Origin of the sequence: Phocaeicola sp. RTP21359st1_B8_RTP21360_211022, from assembly GCF_040911965.1 — a bacterium.
GTDB lineage: Bacteria > Bacteroidota > Bacteroidia > Bacteroidales > Bacteroidaceae > Phocaeicola > Phocaeicola vulgatus.
In genome coordinates, this window is the sequence record NZ_JBDFXP010000022.1 from 1 (window position 1) to 20,817 (window position 20,817).

At 43.7% G+C, this 20,817-nt stretch carries 16 protein-coding genes and 1 pseudogene; 12 read left to right on the forward strand and 5 right to left on the reverse strand.

Annotated elements, in window-relative coordinates:
- From AB5062_RS12545 to AB5062_RS12560, 4 genes and pseudogenes are all read left to right on the forward strand, one after another.
- Positions 1-316 (forward strand): annotated as a pseudogene (locus tag AB5062_RS12545) (glycosyl transferase family 2); the annotation flags it as partial.
- A gap of 73 nt (positions 317-389) precedes the next feature.
- Positions 390-1,079 (forward strand): DNA repair protein RadC, encoded by a 690-nt coding sequence (radC, locus tag AB5062_RS12550; RefSeq protein ID WP_005840682.1) that lies wholly within the window; start codon positions 390-392, stop codon positions 1,077-1,079.
- A 36-nt stretch (positions 1,080-1,115) separates the two neighbouring features.
- Entirely contained in the window at positions 1,116-1,436 is a 321-nt protein-coding gene (locus AB5062_RS12555) for an iron-sulfur cluster assembly protein (RefSeq protein WP_005840684.1), read from the forward strand.
- 131 nt (positions 1,437-1,567) lie between these two features.
- On the forward strand, positions 1,568-2,335 hold the full coding sequence (locus AB5062_RS12560; RefSeq protein ID WP_005840686.1) for a UDP-2,3-diacylglucosamine diphosphatase: 768 nt from the start codon (positions 1,568-1,570) through the stop codon (positions 2,333-2,335).
- 65 nt (positions 2,336-2,400) lie between these two features.
- Here the strand turns inward: AB5062_RS12560 and AB5062_RS12565 are convergent, their stop codons facing one another.
- Both AB5062_RS12565 and pta read right to left on the reverse strand, forming a co-directional pair.
- Entirely contained in the window at positions 2,401-3,597 is a 1,197-nt protein-coding gene (locus AB5062_RS12565) for an acetate kinase (RefSeq protein WP_005840688.1), read from the reverse strand.
- 25 nt (positions 3,598-3,622) lie between these two features.
- Entirely contained in the window at positions 3,623-4,636 is a 1,014-nt protein-coding gene (gene pta, locus AB5062_RS12570; RefSeq protein ID WP_005840690.1) for a phosphate acetyltransferase, read from the reverse strand.
- A gap of 202 nt (positions 4,637-4,838) precedes the next feature.
- On the opposite strand from pta, the gene AB5062_RS12575 reads away from it, so the two are divergent.
- The 4 genes from AB5062_RS12575 to AB5062_RS12590 all read left to right on the forward strand — a co-directional run bounded on the left by AB5062_RS12575 (position 4,839) and on the right by AB5062_RS12590 (position 7,988).
- Positions 4,839-5,192, forward strand: coding sequence for a CidA/LrgA family protein (locus tag AB5062_RS12575; RefSeq protein ID WP_005840692.1), 354 nt, complete (start codon positions 4,839-4,841; stop codon positions 5,190-5,192).
- Positions 5,173-5,868, forward strand: coding sequence for an LrgB family protein (locus AB5062_RS12580; protein ID WP_005840694.1), 696 nt, complete (start codon positions 5,173-5,175; stop codon positions 5,866-5,868). The genes AB5062_RS12575 and AB5062_RS12580 overlap by 20 nt, the downstream gene beginning before the upstream one ends.
- Before the next feature lie 223 nt (positions 5,869-6,091).
- The gene (locus AB5062_RS12585; protein WP_118292371.1) at positions 6,092-6,994 is read left to right on the forward strand and encodes a DUF2156 domain-containing protein; all 903 of its coding nucleotides are present in this window, start codon (positions 6,092-6,094) and stop codon (positions 6,992-6,994) included.
- Entirely contained in the window at positions 6,978-7,988 is a 1,011-nt protein-coding gene (locus tag AB5062_RS12590; protein WP_118292372.1) for a GNAT family N-acetyltransferase, read from the forward strand. Before AB5062_RS12585 ends, AB5062_RS12590 begins: the two co-directional genes overlap by 17 nt.
- Before the next feature lie 77 nt (positions 7,989-8,065).
- On the opposite strand, the gene cdaA is transcribed toward AB5062_RS12590, so the two are convergent.
- Positions 8,066-8,830, reverse strand: coding sequence for a diadenylate cyclase CdaA (gene cdaA, locus AB5062_RS12595; protein WP_005840698.1), 765 nt, complete (start codon positions 8,828-8,830; stop codon positions 8,066-8,068).
- A 31-nt stretch (positions 8,831-8,861) separates the two neighbouring features.
- A complete protein-coding gene (gene folP, locus AB5062_RS12600) occupies positions 8,862-9,719 on the reverse strand; it encodes a dihydropteroate synthase (RefSeq protein WP_022508186.1) in 858 nt (285 codons plus the stop codon).
- 118 nt (positions 9,720-9,837) lie between these two features.
- Here folP and murF point away from each other — a divergent pair, with 118 nt between their 5' ends.
- The 4 genes from murF to AB5062_RS12620 all read left to right on the forward strand — a co-directional run bounded on the left by murF (position 9,838) and on the right by AB5062_RS12620 (position 16,422).
- On the forward strand, positions 9,838-11,136 hold the full coding sequence (murF, locus tag AB5062_RS12605; protein WP_005840702.1) for a UDP-N-acetylmuramoyl-tripeptide--D-alanyl-D-alanine ligase: 1,299 nt from the start codon (positions 9,838-9,840) through the stop codon (positions 11,134-11,136).
- A 422-nt stretch (positions 11,137-11,558) separates the two neighbouring features.
- Entirely contained in the window at positions 11,559-12,833 is a 1,275-nt protein-coding gene (locus AB5062_RS12610) for a BNR repeat-containing protein (protein WP_118292373.1), read from the forward strand.
- Between the two features lie 91 nt (positions 12,834-12,924).
- A complete protein-coding gene (locus tag AB5062_RS12615) occupies positions 12,925-15,240 on the forward strand; it encodes a DUF2264 domain-containing protein (RefSeq protein ID WP_057280237.1) in 2,316 nt (771 codons plus the stop codon).
- 141 nt (positions 15,241-15,381) lie between these two features.
- Complete coding sequence (locus tag AB5062_RS12620) at positions 15,382-16,422, forward strand: DUF3810 domain-containing protein (RefSeq protein ID WP_005840707.1); 1,041 nt, start codon at positions 15,382-15,384, stop codon at positions 16,420-16,422.
- Positions 16,423-16,630: 208 nt separating this feature from the next.
- Here AB5062_RS12620 and AB5062_RS12625 read toward each other — a convergent pair whose 3' ends face one another.
- Complete coding sequence (locus tag AB5062_RS12625) at positions 16,631-20,554, reverse strand: hybrid sensor histidine kinase/response regulator transcription factor (RefSeq protein WP_230326081.1); 3,924 nt, start codon at positions 20,552-20,554, stop codon at positions 16,631-16,633.
- Positions 20,555-20,817: the final 263 nt, after the last annotated feature.

Genomic DNA, 20,817 nt, shown 5'->3' on the forward strand with positions numbered 1-20,817 from the left:
CAATCTGTATAAAAAGTATCCTGAATCATTGAAAGTTGTACATTTGTTACCGGCACTTTTTACTATAGGAATTGTATTCCTGTTGTTATGTTCGTTGGTTTGTAGCTGGAGTTTGTCTTTGCTGCTGCTTTTTGCTCTTATCATTTGTGTAGACTCCACATTGCGAAATAAAAGTTTCAAAATAGGATTATTATCCATCCTTGCTTCTTTTATTCAGTTGATTGGCTATGGAACTGGTTTCCTGCGGGCCTGGTGGAAACGCTGTGTGTTGGGGAAAAACGAATTTGCCGCATTTGAGAAGAATTTTTATAAATAGAATTTTACCATGAAGAGGTATTAAAAGTGATGGACTTTTTATGCGTCTTTATGGCGGGGAAAAATAAAGAAAGATGGCAGAAAAACTAACCATAAACCAATGGGCGGAAGAAGATCGTCCTCGTGAAAAGATGATGTTGCATGGAGTGGGGACACTTTCGGATGCTGAGTTGCTTGCTATTCTGATAGGTTCGGGAAATACGGAGGATTCTGCTGTGGAGTTAATGCGTAAAGTGTTGAGTGATTATCATAATAGTTTGAATGAATTGGGTAAAACTACCGTAGATGAACTGTGTCACTATAAAGGAATAGGTCCTGCCAAAGCTATCACCATTTTGGCGGCTTCCGAATTGGGAAAGCGCCGAAAGGAGGAAGAAGGAAAAGAACGTAAGGTCATTCTCAGCTCCCGTGATGTTTATCAATATTTTTATCCGTTGATGTGTGATTTGCCTACAGAGGAATGCTGGGTCTTGTTGTTGAATCAAGCTTCCAAAGTAATTGACCGTATAAAGATAAGTTCCGGAGGCCTGGTCTCTACAGCGGTAGATGTCCGTTGTGTATTGAGGGAAGCATTATTGAAACGGGCCGTTGCCATGGCACTTTGTCACAACCATCCTTCCGGCAGTATGCGACCTAGTACAGAGGATGATCGGTTGACGGAACATCTTGACAAGGCGGCAAAAGTAATGAACATAAGACTGATAGATCATGTTATTTTAACGGATGGCAAATTTTATAGCTATGCTGATGAAGGAAAAATATAGAAAATCATTAAATTTGCAATTAAAACAACGAGAGATATGGATGCAGATACCCGTTTAAAAACAGAAGAGAAGATTATAGCCATGTTGAAAACCGTATATGATCCCGAGATTCCGGTGAATATATACGATTTAGGCTTGATATATAAGATTGATTTGCAAGATGATGGAGAAGTAGTGTTAGATATGACATTGACTGCCCCCAATTGTCCTGCTGCTGATTTTATTATGGAGGATGTCCGTCAGAAAGTCGACTCTGTGGAAGGAGTTACTTCATCGGTCGTGAACTTGGTTTTTGAACCCGAATGGGATAAAGATATGATGAGTGAAGAAGCTAAATTGGAATTGGGTTTCCTCTGATAAATTGAAAGTTGAGAATTAAAATTGGAAAATAAGAATTGCCAATATGTCTAAGTTATTGGACAAGGTGTTGTTTTTTAATTCTCTATTCTCGGATTTTTAATTTATGAGGTATTTAATTTAGTAAGATTATGAAGAATGTATATTTCCTTTCCGATGCACATTTAGGTTCTCGTGCCATAGCACACGGGCGGACACAGGAGCGCCGTTTGGTGAATTTTCTGGATAGTATAAAACATAATGCTGCAGCAGTGTACCTGTTGGGAGATATATTCGACTTTTGGTACGAGTTCAAACTGGTAGTGCCGAAAGGCTATACTCGTTTCTTGGGGAAGATTTCCGAGTTGACCGATTTGGGAGTGGAGGTGCATTTCTTTATCGGTAATCATGACATCTGGTGTGGTGATTATTTGGAAAAAGAGTGCGGGGTAACTATTCATCGTCAGCCGTTGACCTGTGAGATTTATGGGAAGGAGTTTTTCTTGGCGCATGGGGACGGATTGGGAGATAAAGATGCCAAGTTCAAATTGTTGCGTTCCATGTTTCATAGTACCACTTTACAAACGCTGTTTTCTACCATACATCCCCGTTGGAGCATAGAACTTGGCTTGGAATGGGCCAAGCATAGCCGTCTGAAGCGTGAAGGCGGTAAGGAACCCGAGTATATGGGAGAGGATAAGGAACCGTTGGTCTTGTTTACTAAAAATTACCTTAAAGACCATCCGGATATCAATTATTTTATTTATGGTCATCGCCACATTATGCTAGACTTGATGCTGAGCCGTACTTCACGTATGTTGATTCTTGGTGACTGGATACAAGATTTTTCGTATGCTGTATTTGATGGTGAAAATATGTTCCTTGAGCAGTATGTTGAGGGAGAAAGTCAATATTCCTAAAAAAGGCTACTATGCATCACGCGTAGCAGCCTTCTATAATTTATATATTTAACCAAACAATAAAATTACTTATTCAGAATAGCCAGAGTATCGCTGGCAATCATCAGCTCTTCATCAGTTGGGATAACAGCTACTGTCACTTTGGAGTCATCGGCAGAAATAATAGCTTCTTCTCCACGAACCTTGTTCTTTTCAAGGTCAATCTTCACACCCATGAATTCCAAACCTTCACAAACTTCAGAACGGCAATTGGCTTGATTTTCACCTACACCGCCAGTGAACAGGATGATGTCTACACCACCTAGAGCGGCAGCATATGCACCAATATATTTCTTGATGCGGTAGAAATACATCTTTTCAGCCAAAATAGCTTTCGGATTTCCGGCGGCAACAGCGGCTTCCAGTTCGCGCATATCGCTGGATACACCTGAAACGCCTAATACACCACTCTTCTTGTTTAGTAAGTTGGATACGCCGGTTGCATTTAATCCTTCTTTTTCCATGATGAAAGTAACGGCGCCTGCATCGATGTCACCACTACGAGTTCCCATTACAAGACCTTCCAATGGGGTCAGCCCCATACTGGTGTCTATACATTTACCATCTTTGATAGCTGAAATGGAACCACCGTTACCGATGTGGCAAGTGATAATTTTCTTTCCTTTCGGATCAACGCCAAGGAATTCGCATACACGTTGTGAAACATAGCGATGAGAAGTTCCATGGAAGCCATAACGGCGCACACCGTATTTTTCATACAGTTCGTATGGAATGGCATACATATATGCATAGTCGGGCATTGTTTGATGGAATGCCGTATCAAATACACCTACTTGGGGAACGTTGGGCAGAATGGCAGAAACAGCATTCACACCTTTCAGGTTAGCCGGGTTATGAAGCGGGGCTAAATCGTTGCAAGCGATAAAAGCATCCAGTACTTCTTTATTCAGCAATACGGATTCGCTGAAACGTTCTCCGCCATGTACCATACGGTGACCTACTGCGTTGATTTCATCCAATGACTTGATTGCGCCATATTCCGGGCTCACCAATGTATTCAGAATGAACTCGATACCTGCGGTATGTTCTGGGATGTCTTTTTCTAATATTTTCTTTTCACCGTTGGGCAAAGTCAGTTTCAGGAAAGAGCCTACCAAGCCGATTTTTTCTATACCGCCCTGTGCCAGGACTTCTTTGGTAGTCATATCAAATAATTTATATTTAATAGAAGAACTACCGCAATTGAGCACTAATATTTTCATGATGTTGTTGTTTTTTGGAGAATGATTATTTGTTTTCTTTAGCGGCAATTGCTTGATTGGCAGTAATGGCAATCATCTTATAAACATCGTCGATAGAGCAACCGCGTGACAGGTCATTCACCGGACGAGCGATACCTTGCAGGATCGGGCCGATAGCGGTAGCGTGTCCCAGACGTTCTACTAATTTATAAGAAATATTACCTACTTCCAGACAAGGAACAACCAATACGTTTGCCTTACCTGCAATTTCTGATCCCGGGGCTTTGCTTGCACCGATGTGCGGAACCAAAGCTGCATCAGCTTGCAGTTCACCGTCAATCTTCAAATCGGGAGCCATTTCCTTAGCGATTGCCAAAGCTTCCACCACTTTATCTACCACTTCATGTTTGGCAGAACCCTTGGTTGAAAAACTTAACATAGCTACGCGAGGATCAATTCCGGCAACAGCTTTGGCGGTCTGAGCGGTACAAACTGCAATTTGAGCCAGTTGGTTGGCATCCGGTACCGGGGTTACAGCAACGTCACCCATTACGATTACACCGTTATTTCCGTATTCGGGAGCATGAGTCAGCAACAGCATGGCACCGGATACGCAAGTGATACCCGGAGTAGTCTTGATAATCTGTAAAGCGGGACGAAGTACGTTACCTGTTGTGTTGCGTGCGCCGGCCAACTGTCCGTCGGCATCACCAGCCTTGATAATGAGACATCCTAGATACAGCGGATCGACAACCAGTTTGCGGGCCTCTTCGATGGTCATACCTTTTTTCTTGCGGAGTTCGCACAGCAATTGTGCATACTCTTCTTTTTTCGGGTGGTCTGTGGGATCGATAATAGTGGCTTTACCGATGTTCCCTAACCCCCATTGTTTAGCCAGGCTCATGATTTCATCGGGGTTTCCCAATAAAATAAGGTCGGCAACACCGTCTGTCAATATTTGGTTGGCAGCTTTTAAAGTACGTTCTTCAGTTCCTTCCGGAAGAACAATGCGCTGTTTGTTTGCTTTCGCGCGCTCAACGATTTGAGAAATTAAATCCATGATAATATATTAATTATGTACGTTCTAAAGACGAGTGTTGTTTTTCACGATGCAAAATTAGCTAATTTTGCAATATCTACATTGCAAAATCAATATTATTTTTGGTTTAAAGTATGCTAAAAGTGTATGTTATTGAACACCAAACGGGATGTTTCCTTAACTTTGCGCAGTTTTCAATAAGTATTTAATAAATTTATAAGGTATGATTCGTCAGTGCGCCATTTTATTTGGCTGTTTGGCTTTGGGTGAATTGATTGTTTTTTTGACGGGTATCAAGCTGCCGTCCAGTATTATAGGAATGCTGTTACTCACCCTTTTTCTCAAATTGGGTTGGATAAAACTGCAATGGGTGCAGGGGCTGTCCGATTTCTTGGTTGCTAATCTGGGCTTTTTCTTCGTTCCGCCCGGTGTGGCACTGATGCTTTATTTTGATGTCATTGAAGCACAGTTTTGGCCGATAGTAATTGCGACAGTGGTCAGTACGGTTTTGGTACTGGTCGTAACAGGATGGGTTCACCAATTAGTTAGAAAATCAAATGGAATATTTAGAAAATAAGTTCTTTTTGCTGGCATTCACCTTCGGGGTGTTTTTTTTGTCACGTGTCTTGCAGAAAAAGACTGGATGGGTGGTGTTAAACCCGATCCTGCTTACCATTGCCGTGTTGATTCTGTTTTTGAAATTTACCGGCATCAGTTATGAAACATATAATGAAGGAGGTCACCTGATTGAATTTTGGTTGAAACCAGCGGTGGTAGCGTTGGGCGTGCCACTTTATTTGCAGTTGGAGATGATAAAGAAACAGTTGCTTCCTATTGTCATTTCACAGTTGGCAGGTTGTTTGGTGGGATTGGTGGCCGTGGTGGTCATTGCCAAATTGCTGGGAGCCACTCCGGAGATTATTTGTTCATTGGCTCCTAAATCTGTGACTACTCCTATCGCTATGGAGGTTTCGAAAGCCACGGGAGGAATTCCGTCTTTGACGGCCGCTGTTGTGGTGGTAGTCGGTCTGTTCGGGGCAGTGTTCGGTTTCAAGGTACTTCGGGTAGGTCATGTGGGGAGTCCTATTGCGCAAGGTCTTTCTATGGGTACGGCTACTCATGCGGTAGGTACTTCTACAGCAATGGAAATCAGTGGGAAATATGGAGCATACGCTAGTCTGGGATTGACTTTGAACGGAATTATGACAGCGATTTTCACACCGACAATTCTTAGATTATTAGGTGTGATTTAACAAAAAAGCTGTTATCTTTGTTATATATAGAAAATCATCACAGATTATAGAGGATTGATTTGATTTTCAATAGGTATGGTCATTGGGGTGAGCATTGCTTATAAAAAGTCTATCCGCATTTAGTAGTAACAGAGCATTCTTACAGCAGTCTGATAACTATTGTCACTTTGAATGAAATGAAGATTCTGTGATTTGTGGTGAGAAAACAAGCAACCCATATTTTATGATAGAATTTAAAGATATAACTTTAGCGGATAAAGACTTGATACAGTCCTTTACCTTAGGCAGTTTGCGTCGTAATTGCGACTTGTCGTTTGCCAATCTGTGTAGTTGGATTTTCCTGTACCAGACTAAATATGCCGTGATGGATAATTACCTGTTGCTGCGTTTCTATGCGGGAGAAGAATTGGCCTACATGATGCCCGTCGGAACTGGAGATGTGAAACCAGTTCTTGAAGCATTGATAAAGGATGCTGAAGAGATGGGGGCAAAATTGCGTATGCTGGGGGTATGCGTGGGGATGAAAGCGGACATAGAGGCGGCGATGCCCGGACGTTTCACTTTTACAGAAGACTGGGATTACTTTGATTATATCTACTTGCGTACTGACCTGGCAACCTTGAAAGGAAAGAAGTTTCAAGCCAAACGTAATCATATCAACAAGTTCAAGAAGCAGTATCCTGATTATGAATACAAACCGTTGACTCCAGATCTAGTTCCCGAATGTTTGAAGCTGGAAGAGGAATGGTGTCGTGCCAATAACTGCGAGGAACAATTGGCATTGGGGGCAGAACGTAAGTCCATGACATATGCCTTGAACCATATGGAGGCGTTGGGTTTGACGGGCGGCGTGCTTCATGTCAACGGGAAGATTGCCGCTTTTACATACGGTGCTCCCATCAATCATGAAACATGGGATACTTGTGTTGAAAAGGCGGATACGGGAATAGAAGGGTCGTATGCCATGATTAACTATGAATATGCAAATCATATCGACGAACAATATATATATGTAAACCGCGAGGAAGACCTTGGTCTGGAAGGTTTGCGCAAAGCAAAACTTTCTTATCAGCCCGTTATTTTACTCGAGAAATGTATAGCAGAGCTCAATGACTACAAAGGATGAAGTGAAAACATTATGGAAACTCTGCTTCAATGATAGCGATGAGTTTACCGACTTATATTTCAAGATGAGATATAAGGATGAAGTGAACAGGGTGATTCGTGAAGACGGAAAGATTATTTCCGCATTGCAGATGATACCTTATCCTATGACTTTTTGTGATGAGGTGATTTCTACTTCGTATATATCGGGTGCTTGTACGCATCCGGATTACAGGAAGCATGGAGCCATGAAACGCCTGCTGAAGGAAACACATCGGTGTATGTATGAAGATGGAGTTTTGCTGGCTTCGTTGATTCCTGCAGAGGAATGGTTGTTCGGTTATTATGCCAGGTCGGGATATGCTCCAGTTTTTGGGTATGCGGTTGAGCAGGTAAGGGTAGACAGATTACGCCCTGCGCCCGGTTGCCGGATAGAGGTATGCGAATTTCCCGCTGTGGAACATTATCATTATTTTGATTCCCGTATGCATGGACGCAGGAGTTGCATTCAGCATCCTAAAGAAGATTTTCTAGTTATTATGGCCGATTTAAGACTGGGTAATGGCAAATTGCTGGTTGCCTGGGAAGCGGATAAAATAGTGGGGATGGCATTTACGGTAATGGGGGATGATACATTATATATAAAGGAATTGCTGGCAGATACGGATGCGGTGCAGGATACTTTATTGTATGAAGCGGCCCATATATATAAGGTACAGCGTATGGATTATTTCATTCCGTCGTCTGCCGATACTTTGTTTTTGGGGATGGCAAGAGTTATCCGTGCAGAGGAGTTGTTGAAGGTTTTCGCCCATAAGTATCCGGCATCCGAACTTTATATACATATTGAGGGAGATGAAGCGATTCAGGAGAATAACGGCTATTATACGGTACGGGATGGTTTCTGTTTTCGTGAGAGAGTACCGGAAAAAAAATATCACACTTATACGTTGGATGGTTTTACCCGGTTGTTACTGGAAGCGGAGCATCCTTATATGAGTTTGATGCTGAATTGATCTTTATTACTGGTTGCCTAGGTTGAATTTCTATGTTTAAGATTGATAATCAGTGGAGTAAAAATCCGGATAGGTTATTAGTCTTCTTTTGTCAGAATACGTTCCAGCTCTTCGGCAGTCAGTCTGAGATGGAATTGTCCTTTATAAGCCACGGATATGCCACCTGTTTCTTCTGAAACGATAATGGCCAATGCATCTGTTTCCTGCGATACGCCCATGGCAGCCCGATGCCTTAATCCCAATTCTTTAGGGATATTCAAGTCGTGAGATACCGGGAGAATACAACCGGCTGCTTCTATCCGTTTATGGCGGATAATCATGGCTCCGTCATGTAATGGACTGTTTTTGAAGAAAATATTTTCTATCAGTCGTTGGTTCACATTGGCGTTGATAATTTCTCCTGTACGGATGATGTCATTCAGAGGTACACTTTTTTCGATGACAATCAGTGCCCCCACCTTCCCTTTGCTCATGCTCATACAGGCAAGTACAATCGGCATAATATCCGCTTTTTCCGTCTTTTCCTGCTTGTTTCCCGTCAGGAAGCGGAAAAAACGTCCCAACTGTTTATGCGAGCCCAGTGTGACAAGGAACCGGCGTATATCATCCTGAAAAAGAATAATCAGGGCTAGGACACCTACACTGACCAATTTATCGAAGATAGACCCTAGCAGTTTCATTTCCAAAACCTGAGATACAATCAGCCAGATACCTATAAATACCAGGATACCGATGAAGATATTGATAGAACCCGAATCTTTCATCAGACGGTAAGTCTGATAAAGCAGATAGGCTACCAGCAGGATATCGATGAGGTCTTTTATACTAAAATCAATAAACATCTTTCTAGAATTAAAAATTGAAAATTAAGAATTAAAAGGCAGCGGAGTCTTTCATCTTCTGTACTATCTTCACGGTTTCTACAGCAGCTTTTACATCGTGCACTCTGAGAATATCCGCTCCTTTTAGTAGGGAAATGGTATCCAGCACTGTTGTTCCGTTCAAGGCATCATCAGGGGTTCCGCCTAGTAGCTTGTAAATCATTGATTTACGTGATATGCCGACCAGTAACGGTAGTTCGAACAGGCTGAATTCTTCCAAATGATTCATCAACTGGTAATTATGTTCCACTGTTTTTCCGAAACCGAAACCAGGGTCTAGAATAATATCTTTTACTCCTAAGTCGCGTAATTTCTGTACTTTTTCCGAGAAATAGAGAAAGACTTCTTTCAACAGATTGTCATAATGCGGATTCATTTGCATATTTTGCGGCGTGCCTTGCATATGCATAATAATATAAGGTACTCCCAGCCTGGCAATCATGTCGAACATCTGCGGGTCCATTTCTCCGGCGGCAATGTCATTGATGATTGCCACTCCGTACTCCTCTACACACATCCGGGCTACATCCGCACGGAAAGTGTCCACGGACACCACACAACCGGGATGATAGCGATTGATGATTTCCAGTCCGGTACGCAGACGGCGCATCTCTTCCTCGGGGCTGATGTGCTCGGCATTGGGACGTGAGGAATAGGCACCTATATCAATGATGGAAGCTCCTTCTTCTATTATTTGGGAGGTACGGTTGATAATATCTTTTTCCGTTTGCTGCCGGCTGCCGGCATAGAAAGAATCGGGTGTCACATTCAGGATTCCCATTACTTGCGGATGGGAGAGATCCATCAGTTTCCCATTAACATTAATATATTTGACGGTTTTGGTTTCCATTGTTTACGGCTTGTCATTTAGGTCGTACAAAAGTACGCACAATTCTTGAGTTTTTGTTATTTCATGAACTATTTTTCAGTTATCTTTGTTGCAACTTAATTTAAAAGCAAAGCGAAAGATGGATATTTCAGCTTTATATAAGTGTTTTACGGAATGCGGCAAGGTAACTACCGACAGCCGTAACTGCCCTGAGGGCTCTATGTTCATAGCTCTGAAGGGGGAAACATTCAATGGAAATGCATACGCGCTTCAGGCGCTGGAAAAAGGTTGCCAGTATGCCGTAGTAGATGAAAAAGAATATGCCGCCGATGGGCATCCGCGTATCTTGTTAGTAGACGATTGCTTGAAAGCATTGCAGGAACTGGCTAATTATCACCGGCATAAAATGGGTACCCGAATCATCGGCATCACGGGAACCAATGGGAAGACTACTACCAAGGAATTGATAGCCTCAGTGCTGCAAAAAAGATATGAAGTGCTTTATACACAGGGTAACTTGAATAACCATATCGGTGTTCCTCTGACTTTGCTGAGGCTGACTCCCGAGCATGAACTGGCTGTCATCGAGATGGGAGCGAACCATCCGGGTGAAATCAAGGCACTGACCCGTATTGTAGAACCGGATTACGGTATGATCACTAATGTGGGTAAGGCGCATTTGGAAGGCTTCGGGTCTTTTGAAGGGGTCATCAAGACTAAAGGTGAGTTGTATGAGCATCTGCGTTACAATGGCAAGCATATTATTTTCATAGACAAGGACAATGAGTATCTCACAGCTATCTCTCAGGGCCTTACCCGTATTTGTTATGGTATGGAAGGAGGAGAGGGACTTTATATCAGCGGCAAGCTGGGCGCTTGTGCTCCGTTTCTTTCGTTTGAGTGGGAACACGAGGGACAGAAGTTCGAGGTGAATACCCACCTTATCGGCAGTTATAACATGAAGAATGCATTGGCCGCCATTACGGTGGGCCGGTTCTTCAGTGTACCGTCCCGGCAGATTTGTGAGGCACTGGAGGCGTATGTTCCTCATAATAACCGTTCGCAATTGACAGAAACCACGGATAATAAACTGATAGTTGATGCATACAATGCGAATCCTACCAGTATGATGGCGGCTTTGGAGAATTTCCGGTTGATGAATGTCGCTCATAAAATGGTTATTCTGGGTGATATGAAAGAACTGGGAGAAACCAGTCATGAGGAACATCAGAAGATTGCGGATTATCTGGATGAATGTAAATTTGACCGGGTACTTTTGGCAGGAGAGGAGTTTGGCAAAGTGATTCCGTCCTTTGAACATTTTAAAGATGTGGTTGCATTGAAAGAGTCGTTGGAAAGATATAAGCCGAAAGGATATTATATTCTGATTAAAGGTTCCAACAGTATGAAGTTGGGCCAGCTTCAGGAAATATTATAGTTAACCGGTTGGCAGTTTCATTCACAGTAGGAGGATGAATGTGTCAAAAGTCCAAAGTAACTATTAAATGTGCTGTTTGCACCTGTATAGGTATATTGTCCCACCTGGGTGGAACTGCCATTTCACAAAGGTGGAACTACGCTCTCACCTGGGTGAAATGCCCATTTCACCCAGGTGGGATTTCTATATATGCTGCATGGAAACATGAATGGCAAAGATTCTTTGGGGAATGATCCTTCACATAGTCTGCCTCTATGGTAAATGTAATCATAGAATCTTTCTTCTTTATTATTTCTCTGAATTTTTCTTTAAAATAGATATAATAATCGGTTTTGACCGTTTTCTGACTCCTTCCTGCCGAATTATTATCCCGTGTTATTACAGAAATCAGTTACTTTTGCAATGTTATCAATAGAATTGCTATGAGGAACTTATTTCTACTAATCGCATTATGCTGTGTGGCTTTTTCTGTTTGTGCCCAACGTCTGGTTGAAGTGGGGAAAGGCTTTAGCAGTACTTCGGTAAATACTACTGTATTCCGTAATAACTCCATTGTGACGCATGGAAACACACAATACATTTCTTATTATGACGCTGAAGGATGGCTGATGTTAGGCAAACGCCGTCTGGGCACTGGGGAATGGATTTTGCACCGTACCCAATACAAAGGACATGTAAAAGATGCACATAACATTATCAGTATGATGGTGGACGGCGACGGCTATCTTCATCTTTCTTTTGACCACCACGGACATAAACTGAACTATTGCCGCAGCATTGCCCCCGATACACTTGTTTTGGGAGATAAAGAGCCGATGATAGGCAACGAAGAAGAGGATGTGACCTATCCTGAATTTCATTTGTTGGCTGATGGCGGTTTGCTTTTTGTATATCGCTCGGGCGCTTCCGGAAGAGGAAATATGGTAATGAACCGATATGATGTGAAATCCCGTAAGTGGGAGCGTGTGCAGGATGTCCTTGTAGATGGAGAAAACAAGCGGAATGCCTATTGGCAGTTGTATGTGGACCAATCAGGAACCATCCATCTTTCCTGGGTGTGGCGTGAAACCTGGCATGTGGAAACCAACCATGACTTATGCTACGCCCGTTCTTTTGACGGAGGTAGAACCTGGTATAAGACCAACGGACAGAAGTATGAGCTTCCTATCCGCCTGGGCAATGCCGAATATGCCTGCCGTATTCCTCAGAATGCCGAACTGATAAACCAGACCAGTATGAGTACGGATGCCGGAGGTCATCCGTACATCGCTACCTACTGGCGCAATCCCGATAGTGATGTTCCCCAATACCGCATCGTTTGGCATGATGGCGTGAACTGGCACAACCGACAGGTTTCCGAACGCAAGACCCCTTTCTCGCTCAAAGGGGGAGGAACCAAGATGATTCCCATGTCCCGTCCCCGGATGGTGGTGGACAATGGAGAAGTGTACTATCTGTTCCGTGACCAGGAGCGTGGAAGCAAAGTTTCCATGTACTATACCAAAGACATACAGTTTGGTGAATGGCACGTGAAAGACCTGACGGATTTTGCCGTAAATGCGTGGGAACCCAGTCATGACACGGAGTTATGGAAAATGAAGAAGCAACTTCATATTTATGTACAGGATACCCGACAGGGAGATGGCGAGAAGCAGGTGGAAACAGAACCGCAAATGGTTTATGTGCTGGAATTGTAAATAATGTGCTGATTTGCCAATGACCATGCGGCATATAGCGCAAGCACATTAACACATTAGTAAATTGGCAAATTGATAAATTATTAATATGATGAACAAATTATTGAAACAAACCCTTGTTTGTGCAGGTACCTTGCTGCTTTCCATGCAGGTTGCCGCCAAACCTTCTTCCGAAGCCAAGGAAGTACGGGGGATTATAGACAAGGTAAACACTTATTGGCAAACGCATAACAAGCCCGAAGTCCGTTCGTTTTGGGACAATGCCGCTTACCACACCGGAAACATGGAGGCATACTTTCTGACCGGTAATGAAAACTACCGTGCATATTCTGAAGCCTGGGCTATACACAATGAATGGAAGGGAGCCAAGGAAAAGGATAAGTCTAAATGGAAATACTCTTACGGTGAGAGTGATGAATATGTATTGTTCGGAGATTATCAGGTTTGTTTTCAGACATATATCGACCTTTATACTATTCTTCCGGACAACTATAAGATAGCCCGTGCCCGCGAAGTGATGGAGTATGAGATGAGTACACCCAATCATGATTACTGGTGGTGGAGCGACGGTCTGTATATGGTAATGCCTGTCATGACCAAACTGTATAAGGTGACGGGTAATCATCTCTATTTGGATAAATTGTATGAATATATTGTATATTCGGACAGTATCATGCTCGACCGGGAAACCGGCCTGTATTATCGGGATGCCAAATATGTTTATCCTAAACACAAGACTTCCAGCGGAAAGAAGGACTTTTGGGCACGTGGTGACGGATGGGTGCTTGCCGGACTGGCGAAGGTGCTGAAAGATCTTCCCGCTGATTACGAGCATCGTTCTTTTTTCGTAAACAAGTATGTGAAACTGGCCGAAGCAGTCGCAGCCATCCAGCAACCGGAAGGCTATTGGACCCGTAGCATGATGGATCCCACTCATGCTCCCGGACCGGAAACCAGCGGAACGGCTTTCTTTACTTACGGTTTCCTTTGGGGAATCAATAATGGCTATCTGGATGAGGCAGTGTATAAACCGGTGATAGATAAAGCATGGAACTATTTGGCAAAGACTGCTTTGCAGAAGAATGGTAAGATTGGTTACGTACAGCCGATTGGTGAGAAGGCCATTCCGGGACAAGTAGTCGATGCTGATTCTGAAGCTAATTTCGGGGTAGGTGCTTTTCTGTTGGCTGCTTGTGAATATGTCCGTTATCTGGAAGCTCCTGAAAATCAGGATCGCGCCTACTGGTGCAATCTGCTTTATAAGATGGCAGCTCCCGTACTGAGCAATATGGCGGAAGGTAATCTGAAAAAGAATATGCTGGTAGAGGTGAGCCCTAATTGGGATGGACGTAACAAAGGGGTGACTTATATGGAAACCTTCGGACGCCTTATGGCAGGTGTCGCTCCCTGGTTGACACTTCCCGATGATGATACGGAAGAAGGACAGATGCGTAAGCAACTCCGTGAATGGGCATTGAAAAGCTATGCCAATGCGGTGGACCCTGCCAATCCCGACTATCTGTTGTGGAGAGGACACGGACAGGCCTTGGTGGATGCGGCATACGTGGCCGAAAGTTTTCTGCGTGCTTACGACCAGCTTTGGATGCCTTTGGATGATACAACCAAGAAACGTTATTTTGAAGAATTTACCCAGTTGCGCCGTGTGGACCCGCCTTACACCAACTGGCTGCTGTTTTCTTCTACCATCGAGAGTTTCCTGGCAAAGGCAGGAGCGGAATGTGACGAATATCGTATCAATTCGGCTATCCGCAAGGTGGAGGAATGGTACACGGGAGATGGCTGGTATGCGGACGGCCCTTCTTTCGCTTTCGACTATTATAGCAGTTATGTCTTCCATCCCATGTATCTGGAAACGTTGCAGGGCATGAAGGATGCAGGGAAATACACTCGTATTCATTATAAAAAATATTATGACCGCGCCTTGAAACGTGCCAGGAAATTCAGCCTTGTACTGGAACGCTTGATTTCTCCTGAGGGTACTTTCCCGGTATTCGGCCGTTCCATTCCTTACCGTTTGGCCACTATGCAACCCTTGGCGCTGATGGCTTGGTATCAGCAGTTGCCCGAAGGGGTGAGCAACGGACAGGCGCGTGCCGCACTGACTTCTGTGATGCACCGGATGTATGACAACACCGAGAACTTCAATGAGGCGGGCTTCCTGACCATCGGTTTTGCAGGCCGTCAGCCCAATGTGGCGGATTGGTACACCAATAACGGCAGTCTTTATATGACATCATTGGCGTTCCTTCCGCTGGGGCTTCCTGCCGCACATCCGTTCTGGACAGATGCCGCACAACCTTGCACACAAGCCAAGGCATGGGGCGGACAGCCTTTCCCGAAAGACCATCACTGGAGTGATGATATACGCACTTGGGATTTATTCTGATTGCTTTTAAATCCGAACGCCGCAGATGATACGAAGTTGTTTTTATACTTATCCGTATCATCTGCGTTGTTCGTGTTTAAAAAATAAAAGCTTTGTGTCATCTGTATCTGAAAATGGCAAAAAGATAGTAGCTTTGCATCCATGAAAACAAAACTTCTCCCTATTCTGAGATATATAGTACTTGCATTGCTTCTTCTGTGCATTGTACTTTGCCGTTTTTTTCCCGTCATGGCCGAAGGGTATGCCCGTCATATCTATCCGTGGCTGTCGGCGGCGTTGTCCGCTATAGCTTCTGTTTTCCCTTTTTCCTTGGAGGAGGCGCTGGTGGTCGTAATCATTTTATGGATGATTATTTATCCTTTTCTTAAACGCCGGAAGAAGAAAAGCTGGAGATTTATTGTGGGCAGGGAAGTGGAGTTGCTGGCATGGGTCTATATCTGGTTTTATCTGGGATGGGGCTTGAATTATTTCCGTTACGATATTTACCGGCGGATGGAGGTGGAGCCTGCCGGTTACGATGAACAGGCTTTCCATCGTTTCCTTGCTTCCTATACAGATAGTCTGAATCAGTCCTATACGGCTGAGGTGAAAACGGACCCTGAAAGGATGCGGCAGGAGATAAAGGAGATTTACCGGCAGGTTCCGTCTATGTATGGTTTGGCTCTTCCCCGGGATTATCAGCATCCCAAGCAGGTGTGGTTCAATCCGTTTTATTCGGGTGTGGGGGTATTGGGATATATGGGACCTTTTTTTGCGGAGTCGCAATTGAATGAAGAATTGCTTCCTGTACAATTGCCATTTACGTATGCCCATGAACTGTCTCACCTGTTGGGGGTAAGTAATGAGGCGGAAGCGAATTATTGGGCTTACAGGGTTTGTCGCTCTTCAAAGCGGCCGGCGGTGCGTTATAGTGCCTATTTCGGTCTGTTGCCCTATGTGCTGGTCAATGCATCTTCTGTGTTGACGGAAGAGGAATTCCGTGAATGGATTAAGACGATCCGTCCCGAAGTGGTGAAGGATTATGAATATAAACGTATGTATTGGCATGAGCGTTATAGTACCCTGTTGGGTGAAGTGCAGAATAAAATTTATAACCTGTTTTTAAAGGGTAACAACATTCCTTCCGGTAGAAAGAATTATGCGGAAGTGATCGGGATACTGCTTTCTTTGGAAGAAAAATAGAAACAGAATGTTCAGGCTGGACTTGAATTCGATTGTGACAGTTATAACTTGATCCAAGAGTTCTACAACAAACGAGCTTTATATTGTTGCTCCACTGCTACCACTTTTCATCGGCATTTCAGCAGGAAGGGTGGTAGCAGAAATATAAAACTCTAAAGAAGAACTGCTCAGGATGATACCAAGCAATGATCAGAATCCGCCAGGGAGTCTACTGTTTCTGTTTCACATAATCCGAAGGCGACATTCCGTATTCGTCCTTGAAACATTGGCGGAAATAGGCCACACTGCTGAATCCTATCATATAGGCTATTTCTGAAATAGTATATTGTCCGGACATCAGCAGTTCCACTCCCTTGCGCATTTTTACCTTACGGATAAATTCGTTGGCGGACATATCTGTCAGTCCTTTTATCTTGCGGTAAAGGGTAGAGTGACTCATGCACATCTTGTCGGCAATGAAAGCGATATCCATCTTTTCCATTTCCAGATTCTCTTCGATTATTTGCGTGATTTTCTGCAAGAATTCATTATCCAGTTTGTTTAACGAACTCACGGCACTTTCCTGTTTGGGCTGTATATCGGCCAGTGCCAGCAAAGAGGCTATTTTCTTACGGGTTTCCAACAGATTGTTGATGCGACTGTGCAACAGCTTGGCACTGAACGGTTTGGTAAGATAGGAATCTGCTCCGGATGCATATCCTTCTTCCTTGTCTTGTAAAGAATCTTTAGCCGTCAGTAAGATTACAGGGATATGGCTGGTGCGCATATCCTCTTTTATTCGCTTGCAAAGTTCGATACCGTCCATGACCGGCATCATGATATCACTGACAATGATGTTGGGAATTCGTGCCTGTGCCAGTTCCCAGCCTTCTTTACCATCCTTGGCAGTGATTACTTCATAGAGTTCAGTAAAAGAACTCCGGATATATTCCCGTATGTCTGTATTGTCTTCTACCACCAGTACAATGGGATGATTCTCGGTTGGTGTATCGGTAATGGTGGTTTCCTCTGCATCCATCGGCTTCTTTTCCATATCATGTTGTGTATGAATAGCGTTGGGATACGTATTCTCGGTGGGCAGGCGCAGTGTGAATGTGGTTCCCGCATCCACTGTGCTTTCTACTTTCAGGATTCCTTCGTGTAACTCACTCAAACCTTTGACCAGAGCGAGCCCGATTCCCGAACCCGATGCCTGATATTTGCTTTTTGCCTGATAATAGCGATCGAAAATGTGTGGTAACGCTTCGGCGTCAATGCCATGACCGGTATCACTGACACTGATTTCCGTGTATTTTATCTGGTTCTCTTCTACTGAACGGAGTGATAAGGTGATATCTCCCTCGGAAGTATATTTGGCAGCATTGCTCATCAGGTTGTCCAGTATGATGGTGATCATGTCCGCGTCATAGAAGATTTCCGTATCTTCCGTTTCGATATGAATATGATAATTTACTTTGTTATTGGGATTCAGCTCTTTGTAACGCAATCCCACTTCCTGTACCAATTGTCCCAGATCTCCCTTGACCACAGATAATTTACGGTTCTGGGTCTCGGTCTTGCGGAATTCCAGTATGCGGTTTATCAGATTCAGCAGACGGGTGGCGCTATCATGAATGATGCTGATTTTGTTGGCGTGTTTGGGAGATAAGGTGGCATCACTCAACAGGTCTTCCAATGGACCTAGAATCAGCGTGAGCGGAGTACGCAGTTCGTGGGTGATGTTGGTGTAGAAGCGCAGGCGTTCTTCATTCAGTTCTTGTTTGTTCAGACTTTGCTTGCGCTCCACTTCCAGTGAACTCTCTAAGTCCAGTTTGCGTTTATAAAAACGTGACACTCCGTAAATGATCAGTATTATCAGCAAGGCGTAAATTAGTTTAGCATACCAGCTCAACCAGAATGGAGGGGTGATGCGGATATGCAGTGTAGCTTCGTCCTTTTCCCATTCCTGATTCCTTAAACGTGTTTTTACTTTAAAGGTATAATGTCCGGGTGGAATATTTCTGAAAATGATTTGCTTTTCGCCTTGTGTGTTGTACCAAGTGTTTTCCAATCCTTCCAGAATGTAAGAAAACTCTACTTGTGAGCTGATGGCATAGTCTAGTACATTGAATGAAATCTTGAATGTATTTTGATTATAGGGGAGCTGTATGTTGGCATCGGTGAGAGGAAGGGGATGCTCTGTATCTTTGCTTTCTGTCTGTTTGTCGTAAATAGAAAATTGTGTGATGGTGACCGGTGCCGGTTTACGGATAGAGTTGACTTCACCGGGAGTAAAGTAACAGGCTCCGCCTTGTGAACCGAAATAGAGGATTCCGTCAGTGGAAATGCAGGTAGATCCGTCCATAAAGTCTCCCATGGGTACTCCGTCATAGTGGTTGTAATTGTAGAAAGTCTTTGTCTTTTCGTCCAATCGTGAAATACCGGCATTGGTACTGAGCCAGATGGTTCCGTCATGGTCTTCCTGTATGGCGCGTACATTGGTGTTTTGCAGTCCTTCTTTCGTCCCATAATGGGAATAATCTTCCAGATGGCTGGCATCTCGGAAAACCAGGATTCCGTCATTGGTTCCTACCCAGATTCGTTTACGCGAATCCTCCATCAAATAATTGACGGAGCGTATGGGGAAACTTTGCTCTGTTGTCAGTTCCTGGAACAGTTGTCCTTTGTCATCGAACAGAAACAATCCTTTGGCTCCTATCCATAGTTTGCCGTTCTTGTCCCTTAGGATGCTTCTTATTCCTTTATTGGTCAATAGTCTGTTAATTTTATCTTCTTGTGTCAGCTCCCGGTTGTAGGCGGAATAAAGTCCACTTTGGGTACCTATCCATATTTTTCCGTCTGTATCTTCGTAGAAGCATAGGATGTCCAGGCTTCCATCTTTATCATCTCCGATACAGGTTATGCGTTTGGTGTCAGGATGATAGATGGCTACACCATGTTTGTGGGTACCCAGCCACAAGTCGCCATGTTTGTCCTGATGGATGACGCTGATATGTGTTTGTTTGTTTAGACGACATTGGTTTAGGGGGATGATTTCTATTTCTTTCCCTTCTTTGTAAATACCTAATTCGCCTTCTCCACCCAACCATATTTGTCGGTTGTTGTCTGCCCATAGCCCCCAGACTTGTTTGTTGCAGTTATGACCATACTTTTCTGTTTTGTAAGTGATGGTATTGAACAGGGGTTGGGTATGACTGATAAAGTCAATTCCTCCCCGATAGTTGCCTATCCATATGTTGCCGAAAGAATCCTGTATGATGCTTTGTGCATTGGGACTAGACAAACCGTGTCCGTCATTGCTGGCTGTGATACGGGTAAAGATGGCTTGTGCTGGAGGGGTGAACGTATTCTCGAGTAGGTTGAAGATGCTGACCCCGCCCAGATAGGTGGAAATCCATAACGTGCCGTCATTCATTTGTTTGATATCGGCTACTTGGTTACCTAACAGGGAGTGTTCATTATCCTCCATCTGTCTGAAAGTGGTGAAACTTTCTTTTTGAGGGTTGAATAGTACTAGTCCGTTATTGGTGCCTAACCAGATATTATGGCTTTTATCCTTATAAATGACGTTTACGCTGTTGTCGGGCAGACTATTTTGATTTCCGGGGATATGCCGATAGTTCTTGCAAAAGTTGTTTTTTATTGAAATGATACTCAACCCTTTGTCACTGTGGCCGATGTATAGGTTACCGTTTCCGTCATCGACAGCTGTCTGGAAAGGGCCTTTTAATCCCAGTACCGTCTGTGGGGTATAGCAGGTGGTGTCTTGTGCAGACCAATGTATAACTCCTGCAGTATAATGGGTAATCCATATACCGGAGTCGGTAGCAGCGGTCAGCCCCGTGATGTTTTTGTCCAAGTGACTTAGCGGAGTGGCATGGGGCATCATGCTTCCGGTAGGATAGTCAAAATAAAATAGCCCTTGATCAGTTCCAACCCATACGTTATCATTCGTGGGGTCGGCTAGCAGACTGTTGATCCAGTTTTGCTCTGTCTTATGATTGTCTTGTCCATAAAGAATGAATTTTTGTCCGTCGAACCGGTTGAGTCCTGATGAGGTCGCTACCCAGATATATCCTTTTTGGTCTTGGATAATTTTTTGTGTGTAGTTGCTGGATAGTCCGTCTTCCATTCCCAGGCGTTTAATGGTATAGGGCTGCGCTGATATTTTCTCAAAGCTTGAAAGTGAGACGATAAAAAATAAAGTAATAATGAACGATATGTTTTTCATGAGGATATTAATTTGTGTATGGCAAAATTAGCATAAATCTTTGATATGACATGCTGACGGAGGGTTAAGAATTCGGCAATAGGCTATTAAAAACTCGTTATGAACGATTTTTCTATGTTTCGTGAACGGTTTTTATTCATTTGTGTTTGATAACACCTTTTATA

What these genes read in the sequence shown, in the direction of transcription:
- AB5062_RS12590 (WP_118292372.1), top strand. Translation starts at nt 6,978, where the DNA reads ATGACTACAAAGGATGAAGTGAAAACATTATGGAAACTCTGCTTCAAT.
- AB5062_RS12615 (WP_057280237.1), top strand. Translation starts at nt 12,925, where the DNA reads ATGAACAAATTATTGAAACAAACCCTTGTTTGTGCAGGTACCTTGCTG.
- AB5062_RS12585 (WP_118292371.1), top strand. Translation starts at nt 6,092, where the DNA reads ATGATAGAATTTAAAGATATAACTTTAGCGGATAAAGACTTGATACAG.
- cdaA (WP_005840698.1), bottom strand. Translation starts at nt 8,830, where the DNA reads ATGTTTATTGATTTTAGTATAAAAGACCTCATCGATATCCTGCTGGTA.
- AB5062_RS12610 (WP_118292373.1), top strand. Translation starts at nt 11,559, where the DNA reads ATGAGGAACTTATTTCTACTAATCGCATTATGCTGTGTGGCTTTTTCT.
- folP (WP_022508186.1), bottom strand. Translation starts at nt 9,719, where the DNA reads ATGGAAACCAAAACCGTCAAATATATTAATGTTAATGGGAAACTGATG.
- AB5062_RS12555 (WP_005840684.1), top strand. Translation starts at nt 1,116, where the DNA reads ATGGATGCAGATACCCGTTTAAAAACAGAAGAGAAGATTATAGCCATG.
- radC (WP_005840682.1), top strand. Translation starts at nt 390, where the DNA reads ATGGCAGAAAAACTAACCATAAACCAATGGGCGGAAGAAGATCGTCCT.
- AB5062_RS12580 (WP_005840694.1), top strand. Translation starts at nt 5,173, where the DNA reads ATGGAATATTTAGAAAATAAGTTCTTTTTGCTGGCATTCACCTTCGGG.
- AB5062_RS12625 (WP_230326081.1), bottom strand. Translation starts at nt 20,554, where the DNA reads ATGGAAGACGGACTATCCAGCAACTACACACAAAAAATTATCCAAGAC.
- murF (WP_005840702.1), top strand. Translation starts at nt 9,838, where the DNA reads ATGGATATTTCAGCTTTATATAAGTGTTTTACGGAATGCGGCAAGGTA.
- AB5062_RS12565 (WP_005840688.1), bottom strand. Translation starts at nt 3,597, where the DNA reads ATGAAAATATTAGTGCTCAATTGCGGTAGTTCTTCTATTAAATATAAA.
- AB5062_RS12575 (WP_005840692.1), top strand. Translation starts at nt 4,839, where the DNA reads ATGATTCGTCAGTGCGCCATTTTATTTGGCTGTTTGGCTTTGGGTGAA.
- AB5062_RS12620 (WP_005840707.1), top strand. Translation starts at nt 15,382, where the DNA reads ATGAAAACAAAACTTCTCCCTATTCTGAGATATATAGTACTTGCATTG.
- AB5062_RS12560 (WP_005840686.1), top strand. Translation starts at nt 1,568, where the DNA reads ATGAAGAATGTATATTTCCTTTCCGATGCACATTTAGGTTCTCGTGCC.
- pta (WP_005840690.1), bottom strand. Translation starts at nt 4,636, where the DNA reads ATGGATTTAATTTCTCAAATCGTTGAGCGCGCGAAAGCAAACAAACAG.